This is a genomic window from Aquabacterium humicola (genome assembly GCF_030167915.1).
GTDB lineage: Bacteria > Pseudomonadota > Gammaproteobacteria > Burkholderiales > Burkholderiaceae_C > Pseudaquabacterium > Pseudaquabacterium humicola.
Map to the genome: position 1 here is coordinate 49,140 of NZ_JARGNB010000006.1, position 24,236 is coordinate 73,375.

Consider the following 24,236-nt stretch of genomic DNA (forward strand, 5'->3'; position numbering starts at 1 on the left):
TCGAGGGCGATGGAAGGACGCGGCGAAAGGCTTCGACGACAGGGACGGCCCGTGCGGCTTGACGTCAGGGCTGCAGGCGCTCCGGCCGGCTGACCATGAAGGCGGCCCAGAAGAACGGATGGCGCCAGGCGCGGTCGGCGCGCCGGCGCACCTGGACCTGCGCCTGCTGCAGCGCGCGCGCCGGGTCGGCATCGCTGCGCAGCGCGCGGTACAGCGCGGTCATCAGCGCGCCGGTGCTCTCGTCCTCGACGCGCCACAGGCTCGCGATCACCGCGCCGGCCCCGCGCCGGGCCAACAGCGCCGCCAGGCCGTCGACCTCGCGGCCGTCGGCGCCCTGCGCGCCGCCGAGGCCGGTCTCGCAGGCCGACAGCGTGATCAGTGCCTGGCCGCGCCAGTCGAACGCCGCGAAGCGCTCGAGCGACAGCTTCTGGGCATCGCCCGTCAGCAGCCAGCTGCGGCCGATGTGGCCGGGGCGCAGCACGAAGTGCGTGCCCAGGTGCAGCAGCTCGCGGCGCGCCGGCGCCAGCTCGCGGGCGGCCGTGCCGCCATCGGCCACCGCACGCAGGCGCTCGGTGGTGAAGGCCTCGTTGAGCCAGCCGGCGCCGGGCAGCAGCCCGCGCTCGCAGGGGCCGTCGGCGGCGTCGAGGCCGATCACCTCGCCGTCGACGATGCTGCACAGCTCGCGCGGCACCGCCTGCAGCGCCGGCAGGCCGGCGAGCGCGCGGCTGACGCCGAAGGCCCGCACGTAGGCCTCGCGCGGCGGCGGCTCGGCCAGCGGCGCATCCGCGCCGCCGTTGGCCGGCGCATCGCCGGCGGTTCGGTCGGCGGCGGCGATGCGCTGCTCGATCGCGTAGCGCTCGCCGAGGTAGCGCCGGCCGTCGTGCAGCGCGGCGAAGGGCAGGTAGCGCAGCGCGCCGTCCAGGTGCAGCACCAGCCGCTGCACGCGCGCCACATCGGCCGCCTGGGCGATCGGCGCCGCCACGCGCGCATGCAGCGACTGCGCCAGCGGCAGCACGTCCTCGCGGCGGCCGATCTGCGCCAGCAGCCGGCCGACGTCGCGCGCCAGCGCAGCCGGGTCCTGCGGCCGCCGCTGCAGCGTGCGGCCCCGCGGGCCGTCGAGCACGAGGTTCAGGTGGGTGTCGCCGGCGAAGAGCCAGGCCACCAGCGTGCCGGCCGGTGCGCGCGTCGCCACCGGCGCGGTGGCGGCGCGCGGCGCGCGACCGTTGGCCGGTTCACTGCCCAGCAGCGCCTGCCACGATTGCAGGCGCTCGGCCTCGGCGGCCGCGCTGTCGCCTGCCGCGGCGGGCGAGGCCGCGCGCCAGCCTGCTTCGCGCGGCGTCAGCGCCGGCCCGCCGGGTGCCGGCGCGTCGCCCGCACCGCGCACGAAGTCGAGGAACTCCTCGGCCTTCAGCAGCCGCAGCACGTCCAGCGCCTCGTCGATGCGGCCGTCTTCGGCCAGCCAGTCGGCCAGGCGCCGGTACACCGCATGTTTGTCGGCGACGAACTGGCGCTCGCTGTCGCGCGCGGTGCGCGAGAAGTCGCGCCGCATCGCCTCGATCTGCTCGACCGCCGTCTTGCCGAAGTGGATCGCCAGCGCCCGCGCGCCGCTGCGCCGCAGGTGCTCGGCCAGCGCGTCGTAGGCGATCCACAGCGGGTGCGCGGTGCCAGCGCTCTGCGCGGCCGCCAGCGCGCGCAGGTGGTGCTCGCGGGCCTCGCCGGCGCGTCCCGCGGCATCGGCCTGCAGGGCCAGCGCGTGGTGCACGCGGAAGCGGTGCAGCGGCACCGCGGTATCGAGCGTGGACGCGCGGCGCCGCAGCGTGTCGCAGGCCTCGCCCGCGAGCCGGCCGCGCACCTGGGCGATGCAGCGGTGCACCGTCGACACCTCGACGAAGGCATGCTGCTCGCCGACCACCGCGGCGATCAGCGGCGCCGACCGTGCATGCAGCGCGTCGACCTCGGCCCAGCGGCCGCGGGCGGAGGCCAGCGTCGCCTGCAGCCGCAGCAGCCGGCCGTGCCAGTAGCCGAAGCTCGCGTCGCGCCCGGCCACGCCCAGGCCTTCGTCGATGACGCCCTGCGCCGCGTCGGCGTCGTTGAGCCGCGTATACAGCTCGGCCAGGTTGTCCAAGAGCCGCAGCCGGCGCAGCGCCGGCAGGCCGGGGTTCGCGCGCAGCAGCGCGCGCGCTTCCTCGAAACGCAGCTCGGCTTCGGCCAGGCGCGACAGGTGCATCAGGCAGGTCGCGCGGTTGTTCATCGCCACCAGGTGCATCGCCGGGTGCTTCGGGAAACGTTGCTGCGCGAAGGCGACGGCTTCTTCGGCGACGGCCAGCGCGTCGGCATAACGGCCGCGGTCCTGCTGCAGTGCCGACAGGTTGTTCAGCACGCCCAGCTGCGCGGCCGGCGACACCGCCGGATGCAGCGCCATCAGCCGCCGGCCCTCGTTGAGCGCGGTTTCGGCCTCGTCGCCGCGGTTCAGCTGCGACAGCATCGCGCCCAGGCTCGCGAGGGCGTCGAAGGCGTCGGGCGCGTCGGCGCCGTCGAGTTCGCGGATCAGCGCGACTTCGGCGCTGGCATGGCCGATCGCCGCGGGCAGGTCCTGGCGCGCGTAGGCATGCATCGTGCGCTGGTTCAGCAGGTCGCCCATGTCGCGGCTGCGCGCGAGGCCGGCGTCCTTCAGCTCGCGCTCGGCCTCGTCGAGCAGCGCTGCGGCGCGATCGAGGGCGTCGGGCGCCTCGCGCAGGGTGCGCAGCGCCTGCGACAGCCCGACCGCCGCCAGCGCGGGCAGGCGGCCGTGCTGGTCCAGCGCGCGCAGCTGCGCCAGCGCGCGCTCGAAATGCGGCGCGGCGCGGGCGTAGGCGCCCTGGTCGGATTCCAGCGTGCCCTGGGCCAGGGCGACCTCGGAGGCGGTCAGGCTGCCCGGCGCGGCCGACGCGGCCAGCGCACCGAGCAGCGCGGCCGCGGCGTCGTAACGTTCGTTGGCCGCCAGCGCCTGGGCCAGCTCGATGCCGGTGGCCGTCGACGCCGCGGCGCGGTGGCGGGCGCAGGCGCGGGCCAGCGCCAGCGGCGGCTGGTTGCGTCGCAACGCGTCGGCCTCGGCGGCGAGTGCGGCGGGGTCCGGCGGCGCGACGCCGTCGCACGGGGGCTGTGCCGCGGCCAGGCCGGCGAACGTGGCGAGCAGCAGCGCCGCGGCGCGCCGGAGGTTCACGGCGCCGCCTCGACCTCAATGCGCACACTGCCGTCCGCCCCGCGCACGATGCCGCGGCGCGCCAGCTGCACGCTCACTTCCGGTGATGGCGGCGACGTCCATTCCGCGTCCAGCCCGAAGCGGCCGAGGCGCTCGTAGCGCCGCACCGTCGCGCCCAGCGCCGCCAGCTCGGCGGCCAGCGCATCGCGGCGTTCGCGCGGCTTCGCATCGCGCAGCAGCTGCAGGCCGTCGGCCGTGCTGCCGCGCAGCACCGTCGGATCGTCGGCCGGCGGCGTGACGGGGGGCCGCAGCAGCGGCAGCAGCACGGCGATGCCGAACGCGGCGGCCAGCGCCCAGGCCCACGGCCGCGGGTGGCCGGCGCTCATGAGCCGGCGCTGCCAGCGCTCCCAGCGCTCGGCGCAGGCGGGGCACCAGCGCCGGCGCAACAGGCCCGTGCGCTGCGCCGCCTGCAGCAGCGCGGCCTCGGCATCGGCGGCCGGCTCCGCCTGCGCCAGCGGGCGCCAGCGTCGCATCGCTTCGCGCAGCAGCGCCGCCTCCTGCAGCGTCGCCGGTGCGCTGCCCTCGCGCGGCCGGCCAGCCAGCGCGTCGAGCCAGTCGTCGTCGTCACGCGGGTTCATGGGCCCCCTACGGCGCCACGCGCCGGTCCCCCCGAGGGGGATCGAGTGTCTTCGGAACGGCCGGGCGGCGCTCGTCTGCCGATGCCGTCGTGTCGCTGCGCGTTTCGCCGGCACGCAGCCCGGCCTGCAGGTACCAGTCGTGGAAGTACACCCGCGCCTTCTTGCGGCACTGCGACAGGTACTCACGCGTCGCGCCCGGGCTGCGGCCGAGCAGCGTCGCGATCTCGGCCGGCGACAGCTCGTCCTCGGCGATCCAGCGCAGCACCTCGGCGGCGGCCGGATGGTCGCGGCGGAAGCGCTGGGCGCAGGCGCGGTACAGCGCCTCGAGCTCGGCATCGCGCCACTGCTGCTCGGGCGTCGCGACCGGGGCGGCGCGCTGCAGCGCGGCCTCCACCTCGGCCAGCACGCGGCCCTGCGCATCGTCCAGCGGCGACTCGGGCCGGCGCCGGCGCAGTTCGTCGGCCGCGCGGTGGCGCAGCACCGTCTTCAGCCACGGGAACAGCTCCGACTCGCCGCGGTACTGCGCGCAGCGCTGCCAGGCGCGGATCAGGGTGTCCTGCACCAGGTCGCGTGCGGCCTGCAGCTCGCCGAGCGCGCACATCGCTTCGTGCAGCAGCGCGCGGCCGTAGTCGCGCTGCAGCATGCGCAGCGCCTCGGCGATTCGGGGTCCGCCGTCGCTGCAGGCGCGCATGAAGTCGTGGCGGTCCATCGTCCGGCCCAGGAGGCGGGGGCAGGAAAGTCCACGATGCCACAGGCGGGCCCGGCGAAGGGAGGGGGAAACGCGCAGCCCGGCCGGCAGCGCGCAGGCAAGCAGTTCGGCCATCGTTCGGCAGGGACGGATCAGCCGCCGCAACGTCAGGCCGACGCGGTAGAGAATGCCGTGCATGTCCGCTCCCGCCCCGCGCCTGCCCCGGGACACCGCCGGCCTGCTGAAGCTGGCGGCGCGCTCGATGTTCGACCTCTACGCGCAGACGGTGCAGGGCATGATGGTCGTCGACCGCGACCACCGCATCGTGTGGATCAGCGAGGGCTACAAGCGCTTCCTGCCGGCGCTGGGCTTCGAGGCGGAGAGCGAGTTCGTCGGGCGCCGCGTCGAGGAGGTGGTGCCGAACACGCTGATGGCGCAGGTCATCGAGACCGGCGTGCCGATCATGGTCGACCTGCTGACCAACAAGGCCGGCACCTTCCTCGTCAGCCGGGTGCCGCTGCGCGACGAGGCCGGCGAGGTGATCGGCGCGCTCGGCATGGTGCTGATGGACCATCCGGAAAGCACGATGCAGCCGCTGATGACGAAGTTCGGCCGGCTGCAGCGCGAGCTGGAGCTGGCGCAGCGCGAGCTTGCCGCCGAGCAGACGCGCAACCGCCGGCCGAAGTACACGATCGCCGCCTACATCGGCGCCAGCCCCGCGGCGCTGGAAGTCAAGCGCCAGGCGCGGCGCGTGGCCGGCACCGAGTCGACCGTGCTGCTGCTCGGCGAGACCGGCACCGGCAAGGAGCTGCTGGCGCACGCGATCCACGCGGCCTCGGCGCGCGCGGCGCGGCCCTTCGTCGGCGTCAACATCGCCGCGGTGCCCGACACGCTGCTGGAGGCCGAATTCTTCGGCGTCGCGCCCGGCGCCTACACCGGCGCCGAGCGCAAGGGCCGCGACGGCAAGTTCCGCCTCGCCGACGGCGGCACGCTGTTCCTAGACGAGATCGGCGACATGCCGCTGGCGCTGCAGGCCAAGCTGCTGCGCGCGCTGCAGGAGCAGGAGGTCGAGCCGCTGGGCAGCAACCAGGTGATCAAGGTCGACGTGCGGGTGATCGCCGCGACCAGCCGCGACCTGGGCGCGATGGTTGCCCAGGGGCTGTTCCGTGCCGATCTGTACTACCGCCTCAACGTGCTGCCGATCCGCCTGCCCGCGCTGCGCGAGCGCCTGCCCGACCTGGAGGCGCTGGCCGAGGCGCTGCTCGACGACATCGCGCGGCGCAGCGGGCTGCCGCACAAGAGCCTGTCATCCGAGGCGCTGGACCGGCTGGCCGGCCATGCCTGGCCGGGCAACATCCGCGAGCTGCGCAACGTGCTCGAACAGGCGGCGCTGATGACCGACGAGCTGCGCCTGGACGCCCACCACCTCGACGGCGCGTTGCAGCGCATGCCCGCCGGCGAGCCGCTGCCGGCCTTGCCGGCGGCGCCGCCACAGCGCGCGCCCGCCGCGCCGGCCCTGCCGCCGCGCGGCGACGGGGCGCCGCCGGCGCTGATCAAGCCCCTGCCGCAGGCGATCGCCGAGCTCGAGGGCCGTGCGATCCGCGAGGCGCTGGCGGCCACCGGCGGCAACAAGCTGGCCGCCGCGCGGCTGCTGGGCATCGCCCGCGCGACGCTTTACGAAAAGCTGCCCCTGGCCGAGCGGGACGGATGATCATCGCGGCCATGCGCAAGCGGCGGTGGCTGGCGTTGGCCCTGGCAGGTTCGGTGATGGGTGCCGGCGTGGCGGCCCAGCCCGAGGCTGCCGGCAGCGGCCTGCGCTTCGACGGCTTCGGCACGCTGGGCGTCGCGTCGGCCGACATGGACCCGCCGTACAGCTTCCTGCGCGAAGTGTCGCAGCCGGCCAGCGGCCGCCGCACGCGCGCCGATGCCGACAGCCGGCTCGGCCTGCAGCTGAACTGGTCGCCGAGCCCGCGCTGGGACGTGGTCGGCCAGGCGGTGCTGAGCCGGCGCGCGCCGAGCAGCCCGGCGCGCGAGGCCATCAGCCTGGCCTTCGCGGCCTGGCACCCGGCCGCCGGCTGGGACCTGCGCGCGGGCCGTCTCGCGCTGGACGCCTTCCTGCTGGCCGACTACCGCCATGTCGGCTATGCGTATCCGTGGGTGCGGCCATTCCCCGAGTTCTACGGCTGGATGCCGTTCCAGTCGATCGACGGCGCCGACGCGACGCTGCGCTGGACCGATCGCGGCGGTGCGAACTGGCGCGCGAAGCTGCTCGCCGGGCGCTCGCGCGTGACGATTCCCGGCCCGAGCGAAAGTGGCGACGTGGTGCTGCGCACGAAAGGCACTGGCGGCCTGGTGCTGACGCGCGAAGCCGATGGCCTGACGCTCAAGCTGAGCCTGATCCACTCGCGCAGCCGGCTGGTGCCGACGGCGCAGTTCCAGCCGCTGCTCGACGGCCTGCGTGCGCTGCAGGCGCTGCCGCTGCCGCTGGCCCCGGAGGCCGCGGAGGCCGAGCGGCGGCTGCCGTTCCGCTGGTTCGGTGCCAGTTATGCCGGGCTCGGCGGCAGCTACGAGCAGGGCGCCTGGCTGCTGCATGCCGAGGCCAGCGTGATCCGCGCCGAGCACACCTCGAACGACGGCCGCCATGCCTATGCCAGCATCGGCCGCCGCTTCGGCGACGTGACGGCCTATGTCGCGGCCGCCGAAGCGCGCTCGACGCTGGCCCCGGCCGCCTCGCCCGACTGGGCGGCGCAGCTGCTGCCGATCGCCGGCCCGGTCGCGGCGGCGCAGGCCCAGGCCCTCGGTGAAGCGGCGCGCGCCGCCGGCGATGCGGGGCGGCTCGACCAGCGCTCGCTCGGCATCGGCGCGCGCTGGGACTTCGCCGACCGGCGCGCGCTGAAGGTCCAGCTCGACCGCGTGCGCATCGGCCCCACCGGCTCCGGGCTGTGGGGCCGCGCCGGCCCGCAGCCCGCGCGTGGCCACGTGCTGTCGGCCTCGCTCGACTTCGTGTTCTGACGACCATGAAGCACGCGGCCGCCCGTTTCGCGACCTGCCTGGCGCTGCTGCCGGCCGGGTTGGCGGTCGTCTCGTCCGCCGCTCATGCCGAGAGTTATGTCGTCGTGCACCCGGCGAATCCACTGAAGGCGCTGACGCAGAAGGAGGCGGTCGACCTCTTCATGGGCAAGACCCGCCACTTCCCGAACGGCGACTTCGCGCTGGCCTTCGACCTGCCGCGCGACAGCCCGGCCCGCGCGGCCTTCTATCAGGCGCTGACCGGCCAGGGCGTCGCGCAGGTCAACAGCTACTGGGCGCGGCTGATGTTCACCGGCCAGACACTGCCGCCGCAGCCGGTGCCCGACGAAGCGGCGATGGCCGAGCTGGTCAGGCGCAACCCGAGCGCGATCGGCTACCTGTCGCGCGAGCCCGGCGACCGCGGGCTGCGCATCGTGCTGGTGCTCAAGGATGGGCACTAGGGCGCACGAGCGCGCCGGCCCGGCGCCGGCGACACCGGGCGAGGCGCCGTCGTCCGACGGCACGCACCGCGCGCTGCCGCTGCTGCGCCTGCGCAGCCTGCAGCTGCATTTCACGCTGGTGCTGGTGGCCGGCGCCGCGGTGGTCAGCGCGTTGCTGGGCACGCTGTCGTACTACATCGGCTACGAGCGCGCGATCGGCTTCCGCCGCGACGCGCTGGGCGCGATGCTGCAGGCGGTGGAGAAGAGCGCGGCGGTGGGCGCCTACGCGCGCGACCGCATCCTGCTCGACGAGCTGACCGACGGCCTCGCGCGCAATCCGCTGGTCGCGCGCGTGGAAGTGCTGGCGCCGGACGGGACGCTGCTGGCGCAGCGCGGCGCCGCGCGTACGGCCGACGCGGCCGACGTGGTGGTCGAGGCGCGGCTGGCGGCGCCCTTCGATGCGAACGAGTCGGTCGGCCGGCTGCGCATCGTCGCCGACCCGGACCGCGTGCGCGCCGACGCGCGCGGCCGCGCCGCGACGCTGGCCGCGGCGATGGTCGCGCAGACCGCGGTGCTCGCCTTGCTGCTGTACGTCTTCGGTGCGCGGGTGGTGTCGCAGCCGATCGTGCGGCTGGCGCGCGAGCTGCGCGAGGCCCAGCCCGGCAGCGGCCGCCGGCTGACGACGCCGTGGAGCCACCGCGATGACGAGCTCGGCACCTTGATCGCCGGCGCCAACGCACTGCTCGACACCAATGACGCGGCGCTGGCGCGCGAACGCGAGCTGCGCGCCAGCATCGAGGTGATGGAAGCGCAGTACCGGCAGATCTTCGACTCGACCAGCGCCGGCATCTTCGTGCTCGGGCCCGACGGCCGGCTGATCAACGGCAACCCGACGGTGCTGAAGGTCATCGGCATGCCGGTCGACGAAGTGCGGCGTTGGCAGGGCGGGGAGTTCATCCAGCGCGTGTTCGCGCGGCCCGACCGGGTCGAGGCGATGATCGACGAATCGATCGCCCGCGGCGAGACGGTCTCGGCCGACCTCGAGCTGCTGCGCCGCGACGCGGAGCCGCGCTGGGTGCACTGCCTGATCTCGGTACAGGGGGATGCGGCCAGCGGCAGCGACATGATCGAAGGCGTGATGTACGACATCACCGAACGGCGCCGCGCCGAGCACGACGCGCGCCACCAGGCCGAGCACGACCCGTTGACCGGGTTGAAGAACCGCGCCGCGTCCGAGGCGCAGATCGACCGCTTCATCGCCGAGGCCGCGGCAGCCGGCGGCGAGATGGCGCTGCTGTACATCGACCTCGACGGCTTCAAGCAGGTCAACGACCGCCTCGGCCACAAGGCCGGCGACGTGGTGCTGCAGCGCTGCGCGGCCCGCCTGCAGTCGGCGGTGCGGCGCACCAGCGACCTCGTCGGCCGCATCGGCGGCGACGAGTTCGTCGTCGCGCTCGGCCACAGCGGGCCGCAGGACGCGGCGCTCGGCCAGATCGCCCGCACGATCGTCACGCGCCTGTGCGAGCCGCAGGAAGTGGATGGCGAGCCGGTGCAGATCGGGGCGTCGATCGGCATCGCCTGCTACCCGCACCATGGCACGGTGCGGCGGCAGCTGATGCAGGCGGCCGACGAGGCGATGTACGAGGTCAAGCGCTCGGGCAAGAACAGCTTTGCGATGGCGGCGGCGCCGGGCCGCGCGGGCTGAGCGCGCGGGTCAGCCGATCGCCGTCTCCGCGGCGACGATGCGCGCCAGCTGGCCGCTCACTTTGTCGTTCAGCTCGCGCAGCGCCTTCAGCTGCAGCGCGACCTCGTCCGGCGCGATATCTGCAGAAGCCAGGGCCTGCCGGACCGACGCCGCCTGCATCGCCACCTCGCGCAAGCCGAGCGTCGCCGCCGCGCCACCCAGCGCATGCAGCAGCCGCAGCAGCTCGTCGACCGCGTCGGCCTGGTACAGCCGCAGCGCCTCGTGGCCATCCTGCGCGTGCAGCCGGTGGTAGGTCGCGAGCAGGCTGCGGTAGAGCTTCAGGTTGCCGCCCAGGCGTTCGAGCCCGTCGCGCACGTCGACCGTCGGCAGCAGCCCCTGCAGCGCCTGCACGTCGCCGTCCGCAGCCGGTGTGGCGGCGGCCGCGGCTGCGGCCGCCGTCGAGGCGCCGGGCACGATCCACGTCAGCAGCATCGTCTCCAGCGCTTCGGGGCTCACCGGCTTCGGCAGGTGCGCGTTCATGCCGGCGTCCAGGCAGTCCTGGCGGTCGCGTTCGAGCGCCGAGGCGCTCATCGCGACCACCGGCACGCCGCCGTTGGGCAGCCGGCGCAGCAGCCGCGTCGCCTGCAGGCCGTCCATCACCGGCATCTGCACGTCCATCAGCACCAGGTCGAAGGCCGCGGCGCGCAGGCGGTCGAGCGCGTTGATGCCGTCCTGCGCGATCGTCACCTGCAGGCCGGCGTTGGCCAGCATCTCGCCGGCGACCTGCTGGTTGATCGGGTTGTCCTCGACCAGCAGCACGCGCGCGCCGCGGATCGCCTGCAGGGCCGCCGCGCGCTCGGCCGGCGGCCGCGGCGCAAGGCCTGCATCGTCGGCCGGCCGGCCGAAGCGCGCGCTGAAGCTGAACTCCGAGCCGCGTCCCGGTTCGCTGCGCACGGTGATCTCGCCGCCCATCATCTCGACCAGGCGCTTGCAGATCACCAGGCCCAGCCCGGTGCCGCCGAAGCGCCGCGTCGTCGAGCGGTCGGCCTGCGCGAAGGGCTTGAACAGCCCGGCGGCCTGGTGCGGCGTCAGGCCGATGCCGCTGTCCTGCACGGCAAAGCGCAGCACCGCGTGCTCGGCCTGCTGCGCGAGCAGCGTCGCGCTGATCACCACCCGGCCTTCGCGGGTGAACTTCAGCGCGTTGCCGACCAGGTTGTTGAGCACCTGCGACAGCCGCAGCGCATCGCCGACCAGGCGCGGCGGCAGCGCCGGGTCGAGCTCGACCGCCAGCGCCAGGCCGGCCAGCTCGGCGCGTGCGGAGAACAGGCCGGTGACGTCGTGCACCACCCGGCCGGGCTCGAAGACCTCCTGCTCCAGCGCCAGCTTGTCGGCTTCGATCTTCGAGTAGTCGAGGATGTCGTCGAGCAGCCGCATCAGCGACTTCGATGCCGCCTGCACCTTCACCAGGTAGTCGCGCTGGCGCGCATCCAGCGGCGTGGCCAGCGCCAGGTGCGTCAGGCCGATGATGGCGTTCATCGGCGTGCGCACCTCGTGGCTCATGTTGGCGACGAAGCGGCCCTTGGCTTCGTCGGCCGCCTGCGCGGCGTCGCGCGCGGCGGCCAGCTCGGTGGCGCGGTCGTGTTCCTCGCGGTGCATCTGCACCAGCCGGGCATGCAGCCGGCCGTTCTCGACCAGCAGTTCCATCAGCACGTAGCTGGCGGCGAACAGGCCGTAGATGCGGCCGAAGTAGAAGCCCAGGTCGAAGCGGCCGGCATTGAAGACCGCGGACAGCGCGACGTCGGCGATCCACGCGCCCATCACCACCAGCAGCCACAGGTCGAGCACGCTGCGGCGCCGGCCCGCGGCCAGTTGCCAGGCCAGCACCGCGAAGGCCGCGGCCGCCGCCAGCCACACGCTGCCGACGACCATCAGCATCGCCGGCGTGTAGCGGTTACCGGCCATGATCGGCGGCAGCAGCGCCTCCCCGGCGGTGGCCAGGCGCACCAGCGCCGCGGCGACCGCCAGCAGCAGCAGTCCGCCGACCAGCACCTGGCGCGGCGACAGCGGCGCGTGCGGATCGCCGCGTGCGTAGGCGATCACCAGCAGCGGGAAGCCGGCATGCCAGAACATGTAGAGCCACGCGGTGCTCTGCGCGCCACCGCCGATCAGCCCGCCCGGCGCGAACAGGCCCGGAAAGCTCAGCAGGTGCGCGCCGGCCAGCAGCGCAGTGAAGAGGTAGGCGCCGGCCAGCAGCGCCAGCCCGCGCGCGCGGGCGACGCGGTACTGGCCGGCGAGCAGCGCCGCGGTGATCAGGTCGCTGACGATGAGCGCCGATTCGTAGACCGGGATGAAGCCGGGCAGCGGCGGCAGCGGCTGTTTCGCGAAAGGCAGCAGCGCGGCGCAGACCAGCGCCGAGCCGGCGACCATGCCGAGCGCGCGGCGGCGCATGCCGGCCGGCACGCCGTCGGACGACAGCACCAGCGGTCCGGCCAGCGCCGCGCGATCCTCGTCGATCCGCGCGGCGGTCAATTCGCCGTCTCGCCGAGCGTGAAGTAGAAGCTGGCGCCCGCGCCGGGCGTCGCGTCGGCCCAGACCTCGCCGCCGTGGCGGTGCACGACGCGCTCGACGATCGACAGCCCGACGCCGTTGCCCTCGAACTCGTCGGGCCGGTGCAGGCGCTGGAAGGCCTGGAACAGCTGTTCGGCCTGCGCCATGTCGAAGCCGGAGCCGTTGTCGCGCACGTGGAACACGGTGCGGCCGTCGCGCCGCGCGCTGCCGATCTCGATGCGGGCCGCGGGGGTGTGGCGGGTGAACTTGAAGGCGTTGGACAGCAGGTTCATGTAGACCTGGCGCAGCAGCGAGGCATCGCCGTCGACGGTGGGCAGTTCGCCGAAGGTGATCTCGGCGCCGTGCGCGGCCTGGTGGCGCTTCAGGTCCTCCAGCACGTCCTGCACCAGGGGCTGCAGCGCGACGGGGCGTCGCTCGAGCGCCTGGCGACCCAGGTGCGACAGCCGCAGCAGGTCGTCGATGAGCCGGTTCATGCGCCGCGCCGAGGACTCGATGTCGGCCAGCCACTGCTGGTGCCGGGGTTCCAGCGTCGACGACGCATGCTTGCGCAGCAGCAGCGCGAAGCCGAGCACCGCGTTCAGCGGCGAGCGCAGGTCGTGCGACGCCGAGCGGGTGAAGGCATCGAGCTCGCGGTTGCTGGCTTCCAGGTCGGCGACGTGGCGGCGCACGCGCTGCTCCAGCTCGGCGTTCTGCTGGCGCAGCCGCCGCATGGCCAGGCCGCGCTCGATGGCCGCCAGCACGCCGTCGAGCTGGAAGGGCTTGAGCAGGTAGTCGCCGGCACCGGCGCGCATCGCCTCGACGGCGCTGCCGATGGTGCCCTCGGCGGTCATCAGCAGCACCGCGATCAGCGGGTCGATCCGAAGGGCCTCGCGGGTCAGCGCGATGCCGTCGGTGCCGGGCATCACCAGGTCGGTCAGCAGCATGTCGTGGCTGCCCGGACGCAGGTGGACCAGGGCTTCGGCGGCGCTGCTGCAGCCGGTGATCTGGAAGCCGCGGCCTTCGAGCGCACCGCACAGCGCCAGCAGCTGCACCGGCTCGTCGTCGACGATCAGCAGCCGTGCGGGCGAAGCCGCCGTGCCGTTCCAACCGGTGCGTTGCTGGCCGCTCATCGTTGCCCTGCCGCTGCGTTCGGATGATAGGAAGGAGAGCACTGCACCCGACCCTCTCCCGCCGCGCAGCATGCCATGCAGCGCGACCGGTGTCAGGGCCCATTGCGCCGGGGCGGGGCATTCGCCTGGAATTCAGACACCGCCATCACGCGGTTGACCGGATATCGGACATTCATGGTGACTGAATTTCGGGCAATCGAGCCGCTGGCGGCGGTGATGTGCACTGGAAGCGCGCGCACACCGCCCGCTTTCCTGCGGTTTGCTCGGGGTTTGCACTAGGTTCGTGCGTTCCGGCATGGGCGTTGCACAGGAGTTGCCCGACCGCGGGCCGAGGTCGTCCCGCGCCATTCATTCCAACGAGGAGCATCACCGATGAAGCGTCGCCCGTTCAGCCTGGGCCTGATGGCCGCTGCCAGCCTTGCCGTGCTGGCCGCCGGCACCGCCGCGCAGGCCGCCGACGAGATCCGCATCGCGCACGTCTACAGCAAGACCGGCCCGCTGGAAGCCTACGGCAAGCAGACCGCGCTCGGCTTCATGATGGGCCTGGAGTACGCGACGCAGGGCACGATGGCCGTCAACGGCAAGAAGCTCGTCGTCATCGAGAAGGACGACCAGGGCAAGCCCGATCTCGGCAAGAGCCTGCTGGCCGCGGCCTACAACGACGACAAGGCCGACCTCGCGGTCGGGCCCACGTCGTCGGGTGTCGCGCTGGCGATGCTGCCGGTGGCCGAGGAAGCCAAGAAGATCCTGCTGGTCGAGCCTGCGGTGGCCGACTCGATCACCGGCGACAAGTGGAACAAGTACATCTTCCGCACCGGCCGCAACAGCTCGCAGGACGCGATCTCCAACGCCGTTGCGCTGGACAAGCCCGGCATCACGATCGCCACGCTGGCGCAGGACTACGCCTTCGGCCGCGACGGCGTGAAGGCCTTCAAGGAGTCGATCAAGAACGCCAAGATCGTCCACGAGGAATACCTGCCGACGACCACCACCGACTTCACCGCCGGTGCGCAGCGCCTGATCGACAAGCTGAAGGACCTGCCGGGCCGCAAGGTGATCTGGATCATCTGGGCCGGCGCGGGCAACCCGTTCAAGATCGCCGACCTCGACCTGAAGCGCTACGGCATCGAGATCGCCACCGGCGGCAACATCCTGCCGGCGATGGCCTCGTACAAGCAGTTCCCGGGCATGGAAGGCGCCACCTACTACTACTTCGGCATCCCGAAGAACCCGGTCAACGAGTGGCTGGTGGCCAACCACTACTCGAAGCACAAGGCGCCGCCGGACTTCTTCACCGCCGGCGGCATGAGCGCGGCGATCGCGGTGGTCGAAGCACTGAAGAAGACCAAGGGCGACACCAACACCAACAAGCTCATCCAGACGATGGAAGGCATGAGCTTCGACACGCCCAAGGGCAAGATGACCTTCCGCAAGGAAGACCACCAGGCCATGCAGAGCATGTACCACTTCAAGATCAAGGCCGACCCGGCCTTCGCGTGGGGCGTGCCGGAGCTGGTGCGCGAGATCAAGCCTGAAGAGATGCAGGTTCCGATTCGCAACAAGCGCTGACGCGCTCACCGCAGTGGCATCGAGGCGCCCCCGGCCGCGCCGGGGGCGACGTTTGCGCTCGCGCTGACTTCCGAATGACGCGGCCATGCTAGAGACCCAGAACCTGACCATCCGCTTCGGCGGCCACGTGGCGGTGGACCACGTGAGCTGCCGCTTCGCGCCCGGCACCTTGACCGCCATCGTCGGCCCGAACGGCGCCGGCAAGACGACCTACTTCAACCTCATCTCCGGCCAGCTGCCGGCGAGCGAGGGCCGCGTGCTGCTCGATGGCGAGGACCTGACCGCGCTGCCGGCGCCGCTGCGCACGCGCCGCGGCCTCGGCCGCGCGTTCCAGCTGACGCAGCTCTTCCCGAACCTCACCGTGCGCGAAAACGTGCGGCTGGCGATCCAGGCGCGTGAATCCGGCCGTGGCCACGGCGGCCCGCTCGGCGGCCTGGACCTCTGGCACGTCTGGCTCGACCGAAAGGCCTGGGTCGACGAAGCCGAAGCGCTGCTCGCGCAGGTTCGGCTGGCGGACAAGCACGACATCGCCGCCTCCGCGCTGCCGCACGGCGACCAGCGCAAGCTGGAGGTGGCGCTGCTGATCGCGCTCGATCCCAAGGTCTTCATGTTCGACGAGCCGACCGCCGGCATGAGCGTCGACGAGGTGCCGGTGATCCTCGACCTGATCCGCCAGTTGAAGCAGCGCCGCGACCGGCTGATCCTGCTGGTCGAGCACAAGATGGACGTGGTGCGCGAGCTGTCCGACCGCATCATCGTGCTGCACAACGGACAACTCGTCGCCGACGGCGAGCCGGCCGCGGTGATCGCCTCGCCGGTGGTGCAGCAGGCCTACCTGGGCATGGCGGCGGAGGAGCCGGCATGAACACGCCTATCCTCGAACTGACCGGCGTGCACACGCACATCGGCGCGTACCACATCCTGCACGGCGTCGACTTCGCGGTGCCGGCCGGCGAGGTGACGATGCTGCTGGGCCGCAACGGCGCCGGCAAGACGACCACGCTGCGAACCATCATGGGCCTGTGGCAGCCCAGCCAGGGCGACGTGCGCTTCAAGGGCCAGAGCCTGAAGAGCATGGGGACGCCGGACATCGCGTCGCGCGGCATCGCCTACGTGCCCGAGAACATGGGCATCTTCTCGGACCTGACCGTCAAGGAGAACATGGTGCTCGCCGCCCGCCAGGCGCGCCATGCCGGCGAGCTGGACACCAAGCGCCTCGACTGGATCTTCGACCTCTTCCCGGCGCTGAAGAAGTTCTGGCTCTATCCCGCAGGCAAGCTCTCGGGCGGGCAGAAGCAGATGCTGGCCGTCGCGCGCGCGATCTGCGAGCCGCGCGAGCTGATCCTGATCGACGAGCCCAGCAAGGGCCTCGCGCCGTCGATCATCCAGAACCTGATCTCGGCCTTCAGCGAGCTGAAGCGCCAGCGCACGACGATCCTGCTCGTCGAGCAGAACTTCATGATGGCCAAGGCGCTCGGCGACTCGGTCGCGGTGATGGACGACGGTCGCGTCGTGCACCGCGGCGCGATGCGCGAGCTGGCCGAGGACGCATCGCTGCAGCAGCGTCTGCTGGGGCTGTCGCTGGGAGCGCATCAATGATCGCCGCCGGGCCGTTCCCAAGGCGATCGCTCCCCCGTGGGGGGACCGGCGCGCAGCGACGTAGGGGGTACAAATGAACACCGCCGTGAATACCGGCGCGGCTCCGGCGGCCACGGCCGCGGCCGCGGTGCCGAAGGCCCGCTTCGACTGGCTGCCGCTGGCCATCGTCGCCGCGATGGCGCTGATCGCGCTGCCGCTCATCGGCAGCGGCAGCACCTGGCTGACGCTGACCGTCGCCGGCCTGGCGATGGGGCTGATCGTCTTCATCACCGCGTCCGGTCTGACGCTGGTCTTCGGCCTGATGGACGTGCTGAACTTCGGCCACGGCGTGTTCATCGCGCTCGGCGCCTTCGTCGCCACCAGCGTGATGGGCGCCACCGCCGGCTGGACCGGCGGTGCCGGCCAGCTCGGCGGCGTATTCCTCGCGATGCTCGCGGCGATGGCCACCGCCGGCGCGATCGGCTGGGCCTTCGAGCGCGTGATCGTGCGGCCGGTCTACGGCCTGCACCTGAAGCAGATCCTGATCACGATGGGCGGCATGATCGTCGGCGAGGAGATCATCAAGGTGATCTGGGGGCCGGGCCAGATCCCGCTGCCGCTGCCGGAGGTGCTGCGCGGCTCCTACCTCATCGGCGACGCGGCCATCGGCAAGTACCGCGTGCTGGCGATGGTGATCGGGCTCGTCGTGTTCGCGGCGCTGGTGTTCACGCTCAACCGCACGAAGATCGGCCTACTGATCCGCGCCGGCGTGCAGGACCGCGAGATGGTCGAGTCGCTCGGCTACCGCATCCGGCGGCTGTTCGTCGGCGTGTTCGTCGCCGGCTCGGCGCTGGCCGGACTGGGTGGCGTGATGTGGGGCCTGTTCCAGCAGAACGTCATCCCGCAGCTCGGCGGCCAGGTCAACGTCCTCATCTTCATCGTCATCATCATCGGCGGCCTCGGCTCGACGCTGGGCTGCTTCGTCGGCGCGCTGATGGTCGGGCTGCTGGCCAACTACACCGGCTACCTGGCGCCGAAGGTGGCGCTGTTCTCGAACATCGGGCTGATGGTGGCGATCCTGCTGTGGCGGCCCCAGGGCCTCTATCCGGTGACGAATCGCTGAAGGCCAGCCATGCTCCATCGAATCCTCTCCCATGACCTGCCGAAGAGCCGCTGGCTCGCCGTCGCGCTGGTCGTGATCCTCATCGCCCTGGCCGTCGCGCCCTTCGCCTTCCCCGGCAGCAAGGCGCTCGGCGTCGCCGCGAAGATGCTGGTCTTCGTGCTGCTGGTCGCCAGCTACGACCTGCTGCTGGGCTACACCGGCATCGTCAGCTTCGCGCACACGATGTTCTTCGGCATCGGCGCCTACGGGGTGGCGGTCGCCAGCACGCGGCTCGGCGAAGGCTTCGGCGCGGTGCTGACCGGGCTGGTGGTCGCGCTGGCGATCTCGCTGGTGCTGTCGCTGGTGATCGGCCTGTTCTCGCTGCGCGTCAAGGCGATCTTCTACGCGATGATCACGCTCGCCGTCGCCGCCGCCTTCCAGACGCTGGCCTCGCAGCTGTCCGACCTGACCGGCGGCGAGGACGGGCTGAGCTTCAGGAACCCGGCGGTGCTGAGCCCGTCCTTCGAGCCTTTCGAGAACCCGGTGCTCGGTGTCACGGTCGACGGCAAGCTCTTCAGCTACTACCTGCTGTTCGTGGTCGCTCTGGTGCTGTTCCTGGCGCTGCTGCGCATCGTCAACTCGCCCTTCGGCCGCGTGCTGCAGGCGATCCGCGAGAACGATTTCCGGGCCGAGGCGATCGGCTTCCGCACCGTGGTCTATCGCACGCTGAGCAACGTGATGGCGGCCCTGTTCGCCACCATCGCCGGCGCGCTGCTGGCGCTGTGGCTGCGCTACACGGGACCGGACACGACGTTGAGCTTCGAGATCATGCTGGACATCCTGCTGATCGTCGTCATCGGCGGCATGGGCACGATGTACGGCGCGGTGGTCGGCGCGGTGCTGTTCGTGCTGGCGCAGAACTACCTGCAGGACCTGCTGAAGCTCGGCGAAGCGGCGCTCGCCGACGTGCCGGTGCTGTCCAGCCTGGTATCGCCCGACCGCTGGCTGCTGTGGCTGGGCGTGCTGTTCGTGCTGTCGGTCTACCACTTCCCGACCGGCATCGTCGGCCGCCTGCGCCTGGCCGCTCGGAGGGCTTCATGAGCCGTACATCGCACTACATGCACTGCGAAGGGCGCGAGCTGCACTACGTCGAGTGGGGCGCGCAGCACGCCGAGACCGTGATCGCCTGGCACGGCCTGGCGCGCACCTGCCGCGACATGGACGACATCGCCGCGCACCTGTCGCAGCGCTTCCGCGTGATCTGCCCCGATACCCTCGGCCGCGGCCTGTCGCAGTGGAGCCCCGAGCCCGAGAAGGAATACTGCCTGGCGTTCTACGTGCGGCTGGCGAGCGCGCTGCTCGACCAGCTCGGCCTGGAGCGCGTGCACTGGCTCGGCACCTCGATGGGCGGCGCGATCGGCACGCTGGCCGCAGCCACCGCGCTGCGCGGCCGCATCAAGCGCCTGGTGCTCAACGACAACGGGCCGCAGCTCGCGGCGTCGGCGATCGATCGCATCCGCAGCTACGTCGGCAACCCGGCCGCGTTCGCGACCGTCACCGAGCTGGAGCAGTACTTCCGCAGCGTCTACAAGCCCTACGGCTGGTTGTCGGACGCGCAGTGGCGGCGACTGGCCGAGACCTCGACGCGCCGCCTGCCCGACGGCCGCGTGACGCCGCACTACGACCCGGCGATGGTGATGCAGTTCACCCACCACGACGACGACTACAACCTGTGGTCGGCGTGGGACACGCTGGACCTGCCGGTGCTGTGCCTGCGCGGCATCGATTCCGACCTGCTGCTGCCCGAGACCGCCGACGAGATGCGCAAGCGCGGGCCGCGCGCGGTGGTCGTCGAGATTCCCGATTGCGGTCACGCGCCGGCGCTGAACACGCCGGCGCAGTTCGCGCTCGTCGAGCGCTTCCTGTCTGCATGAGCGTCCTTAACCAACCACGAGGAGAGATCGGATGACACGGTGGATCAAATGCCTGGGCGCTGTTGCGGCGGCGCTGGCGATGGCCTGCGGCGCGGCGCGGGCCGACACGGTGGGCACGAGCTTCCCGGCCGACTTCCCGGTCATCACGGACGCCTCGCTCGGCGTGCCGGTGATCGGCTTCGGCGCCGCCGGCGCGGTCAAGCGCACGCCGGTGATCTTCCTGCACGGCAACAACGACGTGCCCTACGCGGCCGGCACCTGCCAGCCCTTCCAGGGCAACATCCACCGCCTCGCGCAGCACCTGGCCGACAACGGCTACGCGACGAGCGAGCTGTGGGGCCTGGGCTACCAGGGCACGCAGTGCGACCTGCTGGCCGACAATACGCGGCGCTCGGGCGTGGCGCACACCGCGACCGCCAACGTCGACGACCTGCGCCGCTTCGTGCGCGCGGTGATGGACTACACCGGCGCCAGGGAGGTCGACATCGTCGGCCACAGCCTGGGCGTGGTGCTCGCGCGCGAGTGGATGCGGCAGGACAAGGCGTGGCGGATGGTGCGCCGGCTGGTCGCGATCGACGGGCCCAACCACGGCATCATCAACTGCTCGCCGTCGCCGGCGAACTACTACCAGCTCGCGGCGTTCGGCGGCTTCACGCCGCAGAGCGCGGTGTGCCAGGAGCTGGGCTCGCCGAACACACCGTTCCTGCAGCGCCTGAACCGCGGCAGCGACACGCAGGGCTCGACGCGCATCCTCGCGATCCGCAATGCCGACACGAGCTTCGTCTATTTCTCGGCGCAGGACGGCTTCTTCACGCCGGTGCCGGCGATGGACGTCTACGGCGAGGCGGTCGACTTCTCGGAGAGCGCGGCGCTCAAGGGCGCCGACCGCCTCGACCTGACCGGCCAGGGCGCGTACGACCCGATCCTCGGCACCGCACACCTGGGCATCCTCAGCTCGCCGGTGACCTGGCAGGCGGTGCTGCAGTACCTGACGTCGGAGTCGAAGCGGCGCTGACCGCGTTCGCTAACGGTCGTTGTCCTCGGCCCCGAGCCATTGCAGCAGCGCCTGCCGCAGCGCTTCCAGCGCCAGCGGCTTCGTCAGCACGCCGTCCATGCCGGCGGCCAGGCAGGCGTTGCGGTCGGTGGCCGCGGCGTGCGCGGTCAGCGCAATGATCGGCGCGCCCGGCCAGCGGCCGGCCTGCTGCAGCAAGCGCAGCCGGCGCGTCGCCTCCAGGCCGTCCATGCCCGGCATCTGCAGGTCCATCAGCACCAGCGACGGCGGGCGCTCGAGGCAGGCCTCGATGGCCTGCGCGCCGTCGGTCGCGGTGCGCACCGCCAGCCCCAGCGTGCGCAGGAACTCCTGGCCGATCAGCTGGTTCACCGGGTTGTCCTCGACCAGCAGCACCTCGCTGCCGACGCGCCAGCGCGAGGCGACCGGCGCCAGCGCCGGCCGGGTCACCGTGACGGCGGACAGCGGCGCCGGCGCGTCGATCTCTTCGCCGAGCGCGGCCAGTGCCGACGGCGCGAGCGGCGCCACGGCCTGACCGATGCCCAGGCGCCGGGCCTGGGCCTCCAGCGCCGGTTCATGCCAGTCGGGCCGGATCAGCAGGTGCATGGGCACCCGCGGCAGCGCAGCGCGCAGCGGCGCGAGGTCGAGGCCGGCGTGCAGCGCCAGCTCCGACAGCAGCACCAGCTGCGGCTGCTGCTCGCGGCTGGCGGCCAGCAGCTGATCGAGCGAGGGCAGCAGGCGCACCTGCCAGCCCAGCCGGCGCAGGCGCCGCGACAGCCAGTCGCCGCCACCTTCGGTCGTCGCGACCAGCCAGGCCGTGCCGCGGAGTCGCGGGGGCGGCGGCGCTTGGTTGTCCGGCCCCGGCTGCATGCGCAGCTTCAGCGTGAAGCGGGCGCCGCCGCCCGGCGGGCTGTCCAGCACGATGTCGCCGCCCATGTCGAGCGCCAGCGCGCGGGAGATCGCCAGGCCCAGCCCGGTGCCGCCATGCTCGCGCGCCAGGCTGTCGTCGCCCTGCTCGAAGGCATCGAAGACCTGCGCGCGCCGTTCGGGGGGGATGCCGGGGCCGGTGTCCTCGACGCTCAGGGACACGTCGAGCCAGCCGTTGGCGGCGTCGGTGACCTCGACGACGACGCCGATGTAGCCGCGTTGCGTGAACTTGGCGGCATTGCCGATCAGGTTGGTGGCGATCTGGCGCAGGGCGCGCTCGTCGCCGATCAGCTGGCCGTCGCGGCCGATCCAGTCGAACATCAGCAGCACGCCGCGTTCGCGGGTCAGCGGCATCACGCCGCGCATCGTCGCGATCAGCGCCTGCACGAGATCGAAGGGGCGCGGCTTCAGCTCGGCGCGGCCGGCCTCGACACGCGAGAAGTCGAGCACCGCGTTGATCACCTGCAGCAGTGTCTCGCCGGAGCGCCGCGCGGTCTCCAGGTAGCGCTGCTGATCGGGCAGCGTGGCGACACGCTGCGCCAGCTCGAGCATGCCGAGCACGCCGTTCAGCGGCGTGCGGATCTCGTGGCTCATGTGGGCGACGAAGCGCGACTTGGCGGCGTTCGCGCGTTCCGCCTCGATCTGGCGCTCGCGCGCCAGCTGCAGCGCCGACTCGAGCCGCGCGGTGCGCTCGGCCACCAGGGCCTCCAGCTGGGTGCGCGTGCGCTCGAGCTCGTGGCGCTGCAGCGTCTGCTCGTGCACGTCGGCCAGCATGCCGGTGATCAGCGTGCGGCCGTCGGGCAGGCGCTCGGCGCGGCCGCGCTGGCGATACCAGCGGTATTCGCCGTTGCCGTGGCGGAAGCGGTAGTCGAGCTCCCAGCGCCGGCCGGCGCGCATGGCGTCGCCGACCACCTGGCGGAAGCGCTCGTGGTCGTCCGGGTGCAGCCGCCGGCCCAGGGCCTCGGGCTCGGTCGGCGCGTCCTCGCGGCGGTCGCCGATCAGCTCGAGGTAGCGGTCGGTCATGAACAGGCCGGGCTCGCCGAGCACGCGCTCGAACAGGCCCTCGGCCGACGCATCGACCGCCCGCTCGAAACGTCGCGTCAGCGCCAGCAGCGACTGCTGCGCGGTCTTCTCCGCATGCACGTCGCTGATCGCGCCGGTGATGAAGGCCGGCTTGCCGTCGTCGCCGGCCCAGACGCGGCCGCGCCCGCGGACCCAGCGCCACTGGTCCTGCGCGTCGAGGTAGCGCAGCTCGTAGCTGAAGCGGCCCAGCGTGGCGATGGCCTGCTCGTAGCGCGCGAGGAATTCCGGCATGTCGTCCGGATGCATGCGCGCGTTGACGATCCTGCGGTCGTCGGGCAGGGCATCGGGCGCGAAGCCGAACATCTCGCGGAAGCTGGGCGAGTACCAGCTGGTGTCCGCGCGCAGGTCGCGCTCCCAGTAACCGTCGCGCGAGCCGCTGGTGACGCGCTCCAGGCGCTCCAGGCGTGCGCGCAGCTGCTCGTCAGTCACTGGCAGGGGGTCCTAACGCTTGAAGCGACCGTCCGATCCGACGATCGACAGTTCGGAGTAGACGAGGCCGGTGTGGTCGCCGGGCGAGTAGCTGACCTCCAGCCCGCCGATGTCCACCCGGTTCATCGAATCGAGCGCGCGCTGCAGGCTGCTGCGCGTGAGGTCCTTGCCGGCGCGGCGCAGGCCTTCGACCAAGACCTTCGCGGCGGCGAAGCCTTCGAGCATCGCCGGCGACACCTCGGCCAGGCCCTTGGCCACCGCGAGGTCGTGCGCTTCCTTGACGATCGGCGCGGCCAGCGAGCGTTCGTACGGGAACACCTGGCTGACGATGGTGCCGCGCGCGTGGTCCTTCAGCGACTTGACGAAGCCGGCCGACGCGTTGTTCGACAAGGTGACGAGCTGCGCCCGCGAGCCGGCCGCGCGCAGCTGGTTGATGCCGTCGACGACCGCGTCGCCCGAGCCGATGAACATGATCGCCTGGGCCTGCGACGCGACCACCTTCGGCACGATGGCGCTGAAGTCCGGCTTCGTGCGGTCGTACTTCTCGTGCAGCACCGGCGCGGTGACCGGCGCCTTGAAGCCCTTCAGCGCGCCGGTCGCGGCATCGGCGCCGAACGGATCGTCGACCTGGATGATCGCGATCTTCTGCATGCCGATCGACGCCAGGTGCGACACCGCGCGCTCGGCCTCGCGCTGGTAGGTGGCGCGCACGTTGAAGACCCACGGGTTGACCGGCTGGTGCAGCGCCATCGCACCGGTGGACGGCCCGACCAGCGGCAGCTTGTGTTCGGCCAGCAGCGGCAGGATGGCCTGCGAATGCGGCGTGCCGCGCGTCAGGAACAGCGCCACCACGCCCTGGTCGATCAGCTTCTTCGCGTTCTTCGCTGCTTCGGCGGGCTTGAAGTTGTCGTCCAGCGAGATCAGCTCGATCGTTTGGCCGTTGACGCCGCCCTTGGCATTCACCGCGTCGAGGTAGAGCCTGGCGCCGTCGGTGATCTCCTTGACGCCGGCGGCGACCGGGCCGGTGAAGCCGGCCGTCTGGCCCACCTTGATCTGCGCCATCGCGGCGCCGTGCGCAAGAAGCCCCGCCATCAACCAGACGATCGCCCGCAACGACTTCATGCCCTGTCTCCCACGTTGCCCCCAAAGGACGCCTTGCGCCGGCCCCCCGGAAGGGGCGTCGTCGCCTGGGGACGGCCCGGCGGCGACTGTCGACCCGCTGTGCGCGGTGGCCGACATTCTGAGCCCAGCGGGTGGGCTTGCGTCTGTACGTAAGGACCGCCGGGGG

General features: G+C 72.4%; 18 protein-coding genes. 11 read left to right on the forward strand and 7 right to left on the reverse strand.

Annotation, left to right across the window (positions count from 1 at the left end):
- Window positions 1–64 precede the first annotated feature (64 nt).
- From P1K89_RS23420 to P1K89_RS23430, 3 genes are read right to left on the reverse strand one after another with little or no spacing between them, the layout of a single operon-like run.
- Entirely contained in the window at window positions 65–3,202 is a 3,138-nt protein-coding gene (locus P1K89_RS23420; RefSeq protein ID WP_284618951.1) for a CHAT domain-containing tetratricopeptide repeat protein, read from the reverse strand.
- Complete coding sequence (locus tag P1K89_RS23425; protein ID WP_284618952.1) at window positions 3,199–3,819, reverse strand: hypothetical protein; 621 nt, start codon at window positions 3,817–3,819, stop codon at window positions 3,199–3,201. Before P1K89_RS23425 ends, P1K89_RS23420 begins: the two co-directional genes overlap by 4 nt.
- Window positions 3,820–3,826: 7 nt before the next feature.
- Complete coding sequence (locus P1K89_RS23430) at window positions 3,827–4,528, reverse strand: RNA polymerase sigma factor (RefSeq protein WP_284618953.1); 702 nt, start codon at window positions 4,526–4,528, stop codon at window positions 3,827–3,829.
- Between the two features lie 166 nt (window positions 4,529–4,694).
- On the opposite strand from P1K89_RS23430, the gene P1K89_RS23435 reads away from it, so the two are divergent.
- The 4 genes from P1K89_RS23435 to P1K89_RS23450 are packed head-to-tail and all read left to right on the forward strand — an operon-like array spanning window position 4,695 to window position 9,661.
- Window positions 4,695–6,218, forward strand: a complete 1,524-nt coding sequence (locus P1K89_RS23435; protein ID WP_284618954.1) for a sigma-54 interaction domain-containing protein — start codon at window positions 4,695–4,697, stop codon at window positions 6,216–6,218.
- Window positions 6,215–7,519, forward strand: a complete 1,305-nt coding sequence (locus P1K89_RS23440) for a hypothetical protein (protein ID WP_284618955.1) — start codon at window positions 6,215–6,217, stop codon at window positions 7,517–7,519. Before P1K89_RS23435 ends, P1K89_RS23440 begins: the two co-directional genes overlap by 4 nt.
- Before the next feature lie 5 nt (window positions 7,520–7,524).
- Entirely contained in the window at window positions 7,525–7,977 is a 453-nt protein-coding gene (locus P1K89_RS23445; RefSeq protein WP_284618956.1) for a type 2 periplasmic-binding domain-containing protein, read from the forward strand.
- Window positions 7,967–9,661, forward strand: a complete 1,695-nt coding sequence (locus tag P1K89_RS23450; protein WP_284618957.1) for a diguanylate cyclase domain-containing protein — start codon at window positions 7,967–7,969, stop codon at window positions 9,659–9,661. The genes P1K89_RS23445 and P1K89_RS23450 overlap by 11 nt, the downstream gene beginning before the upstream one ends.
- Window positions 9,662–9,670: 9 nt before the next feature.
- On the opposite strand, the gene P1K89_RS23455 is transcribed toward P1K89_RS23450, so the two are convergent.
- Both P1K89_RS23455 and P1K89_RS23460 read right to left on the reverse strand, forming a co-directional pair.
- Window positions 9,671–12,169 (reverse strand): hybrid sensor histidine kinase/response regulator, encoded by a 2,499-nt coding sequence (locus P1K89_RS23455; RefSeq protein WP_284618958.1) that lies wholly within the window; start codon window positions 12,167–12,169, stop codon window positions 9,671–9,673.
- A complete protein-coding gene (locus P1K89_RS23460; RefSeq protein ID WP_284618959.1) occupies window positions 12,166–13,317 on the reverse strand; it encodes an ATP-binding protein in 1,152 nt (383 codons plus the stop codon). The genes P1K89_RS23455 and P1K89_RS23460 overlap by 4 nt, the downstream gene beginning before the upstream one ends.
- A gap of 372 nt (window positions 13,318–13,689) precedes the next feature.
- Here P1K89_RS23460 and P1K89_RS23465 point away from each other — a divergent pair, with 372 nt between their 5' ends.
- The 7 genes from P1K89_RS23465 to P1K89_RS23495 all read left to right on the forward strand — a co-directional run bounded on the left by P1K89_RS23465 (window position 13,690) and on the right by P1K89_RS23495 (window position 20,515).
- Entirely contained in the window at window positions 13,690–14,886 is a 1,197-nt protein-coding gene (locus P1K89_RS23465) for a substrate-binding domain-containing protein (RefSeq protein ID WP_284618960.1), read from the forward strand.
- A gap of 85 nt (window positions 14,887–14,971) precedes the next feature.
- The gene (locus P1K89_RS23470; protein WP_284618962.1) at window positions 14,972–15,751 is read left to right on the forward strand and encodes an ABC transporter ATP-binding protein; all 780 of its coding nucleotides are present in this window, start codon (window positions 14,972–14,974) and stop codon (window positions 15,749–15,751) included.
- Window positions 15,748–16,485, forward strand: coding sequence for an ABC transporter ATP-binding protein (locus tag P1K89_RS23475; RefSeq protein ID WP_284618963.1), 738 nt, complete (start codon window positions 15,748–15,750; stop codon window positions 16,483–16,485). The genes P1K89_RS23470 and P1K89_RS23475 overlap by 4 nt, the downstream gene beginning before the upstream one ends.
- A 175-nt stretch (window positions 16,486–16,660) precedes the next feature.
- Complete coding sequence (locus tag P1K89_RS23480; protein ID WP_439898031.1) at window positions 16,661–17,587, forward strand: branched-chain amino acid ABC transporter permease; 927 nt, start codon at window positions 16,661–16,663, stop codon at window positions 17,585–17,587.
- A 9-nt stretch (window positions 17,588–17,596) separates the two neighbouring features.
- The gene (locus P1K89_RS23485) at window positions 17,597–18,667 is read left to right on the forward strand and encodes a branched-chain amino acid ABC transporter permease (RefSeq protein ID WP_284618965.1); all 1,071 of its coding nucleotides are present in this window, start codon (window positions 17,597–17,599) and stop codon (window positions 18,665–18,667) included.
- Entirely contained in the window at window positions 18,664–19,500 is an 837-nt protein-coding gene (locus tag P1K89_RS23490) for an alpha/beta fold hydrolase (protein WP_284618967.1), read from the forward strand. Before P1K89_RS23485 ends, P1K89_RS23490 begins: the two co-directional genes overlap by 4 nt.
- Window positions 19,501–19,531: 31 nt before the next feature.
- A complete protein-coding gene (locus P1K89_RS23495; protein ID WP_284618968.1) occupies window positions 19,532–20,515 on the forward strand; it encodes an esterase/lipase family protein in 984 nt (327 codons plus the stop codon).
- A gap of 9 nt (window positions 20,516–20,524) precedes the next feature.
- Here the strand turns inward: P1K89_RS23495 and P1K89_RS23500 are convergent, their stop codons facing one another.
- Complete coding sequence (locus P1K89_RS23500; protein WP_284618969.1) at window positions 20,525–22,948, reverse strand: hybrid sensor histidine kinase/response regulator; 2,424 nt, start codon at window positions 22,946–22,948, stop codon at window positions 20,525–20,527.
- A gap of 12 nt (window positions 22,949–22,960) precedes the next feature.
- Window positions 22,961–24,070, reverse strand: coding sequence for an ABC transporter substrate-binding protein (locus tag P1K89_RS23505; protein ID WP_284618970.1), 1,110 nt, complete (start codon window positions 24,068–24,070; stop codon window positions 22,961–22,963).
- Window positions 24,071–24,236: the final 166 nt, after the last annotated feature.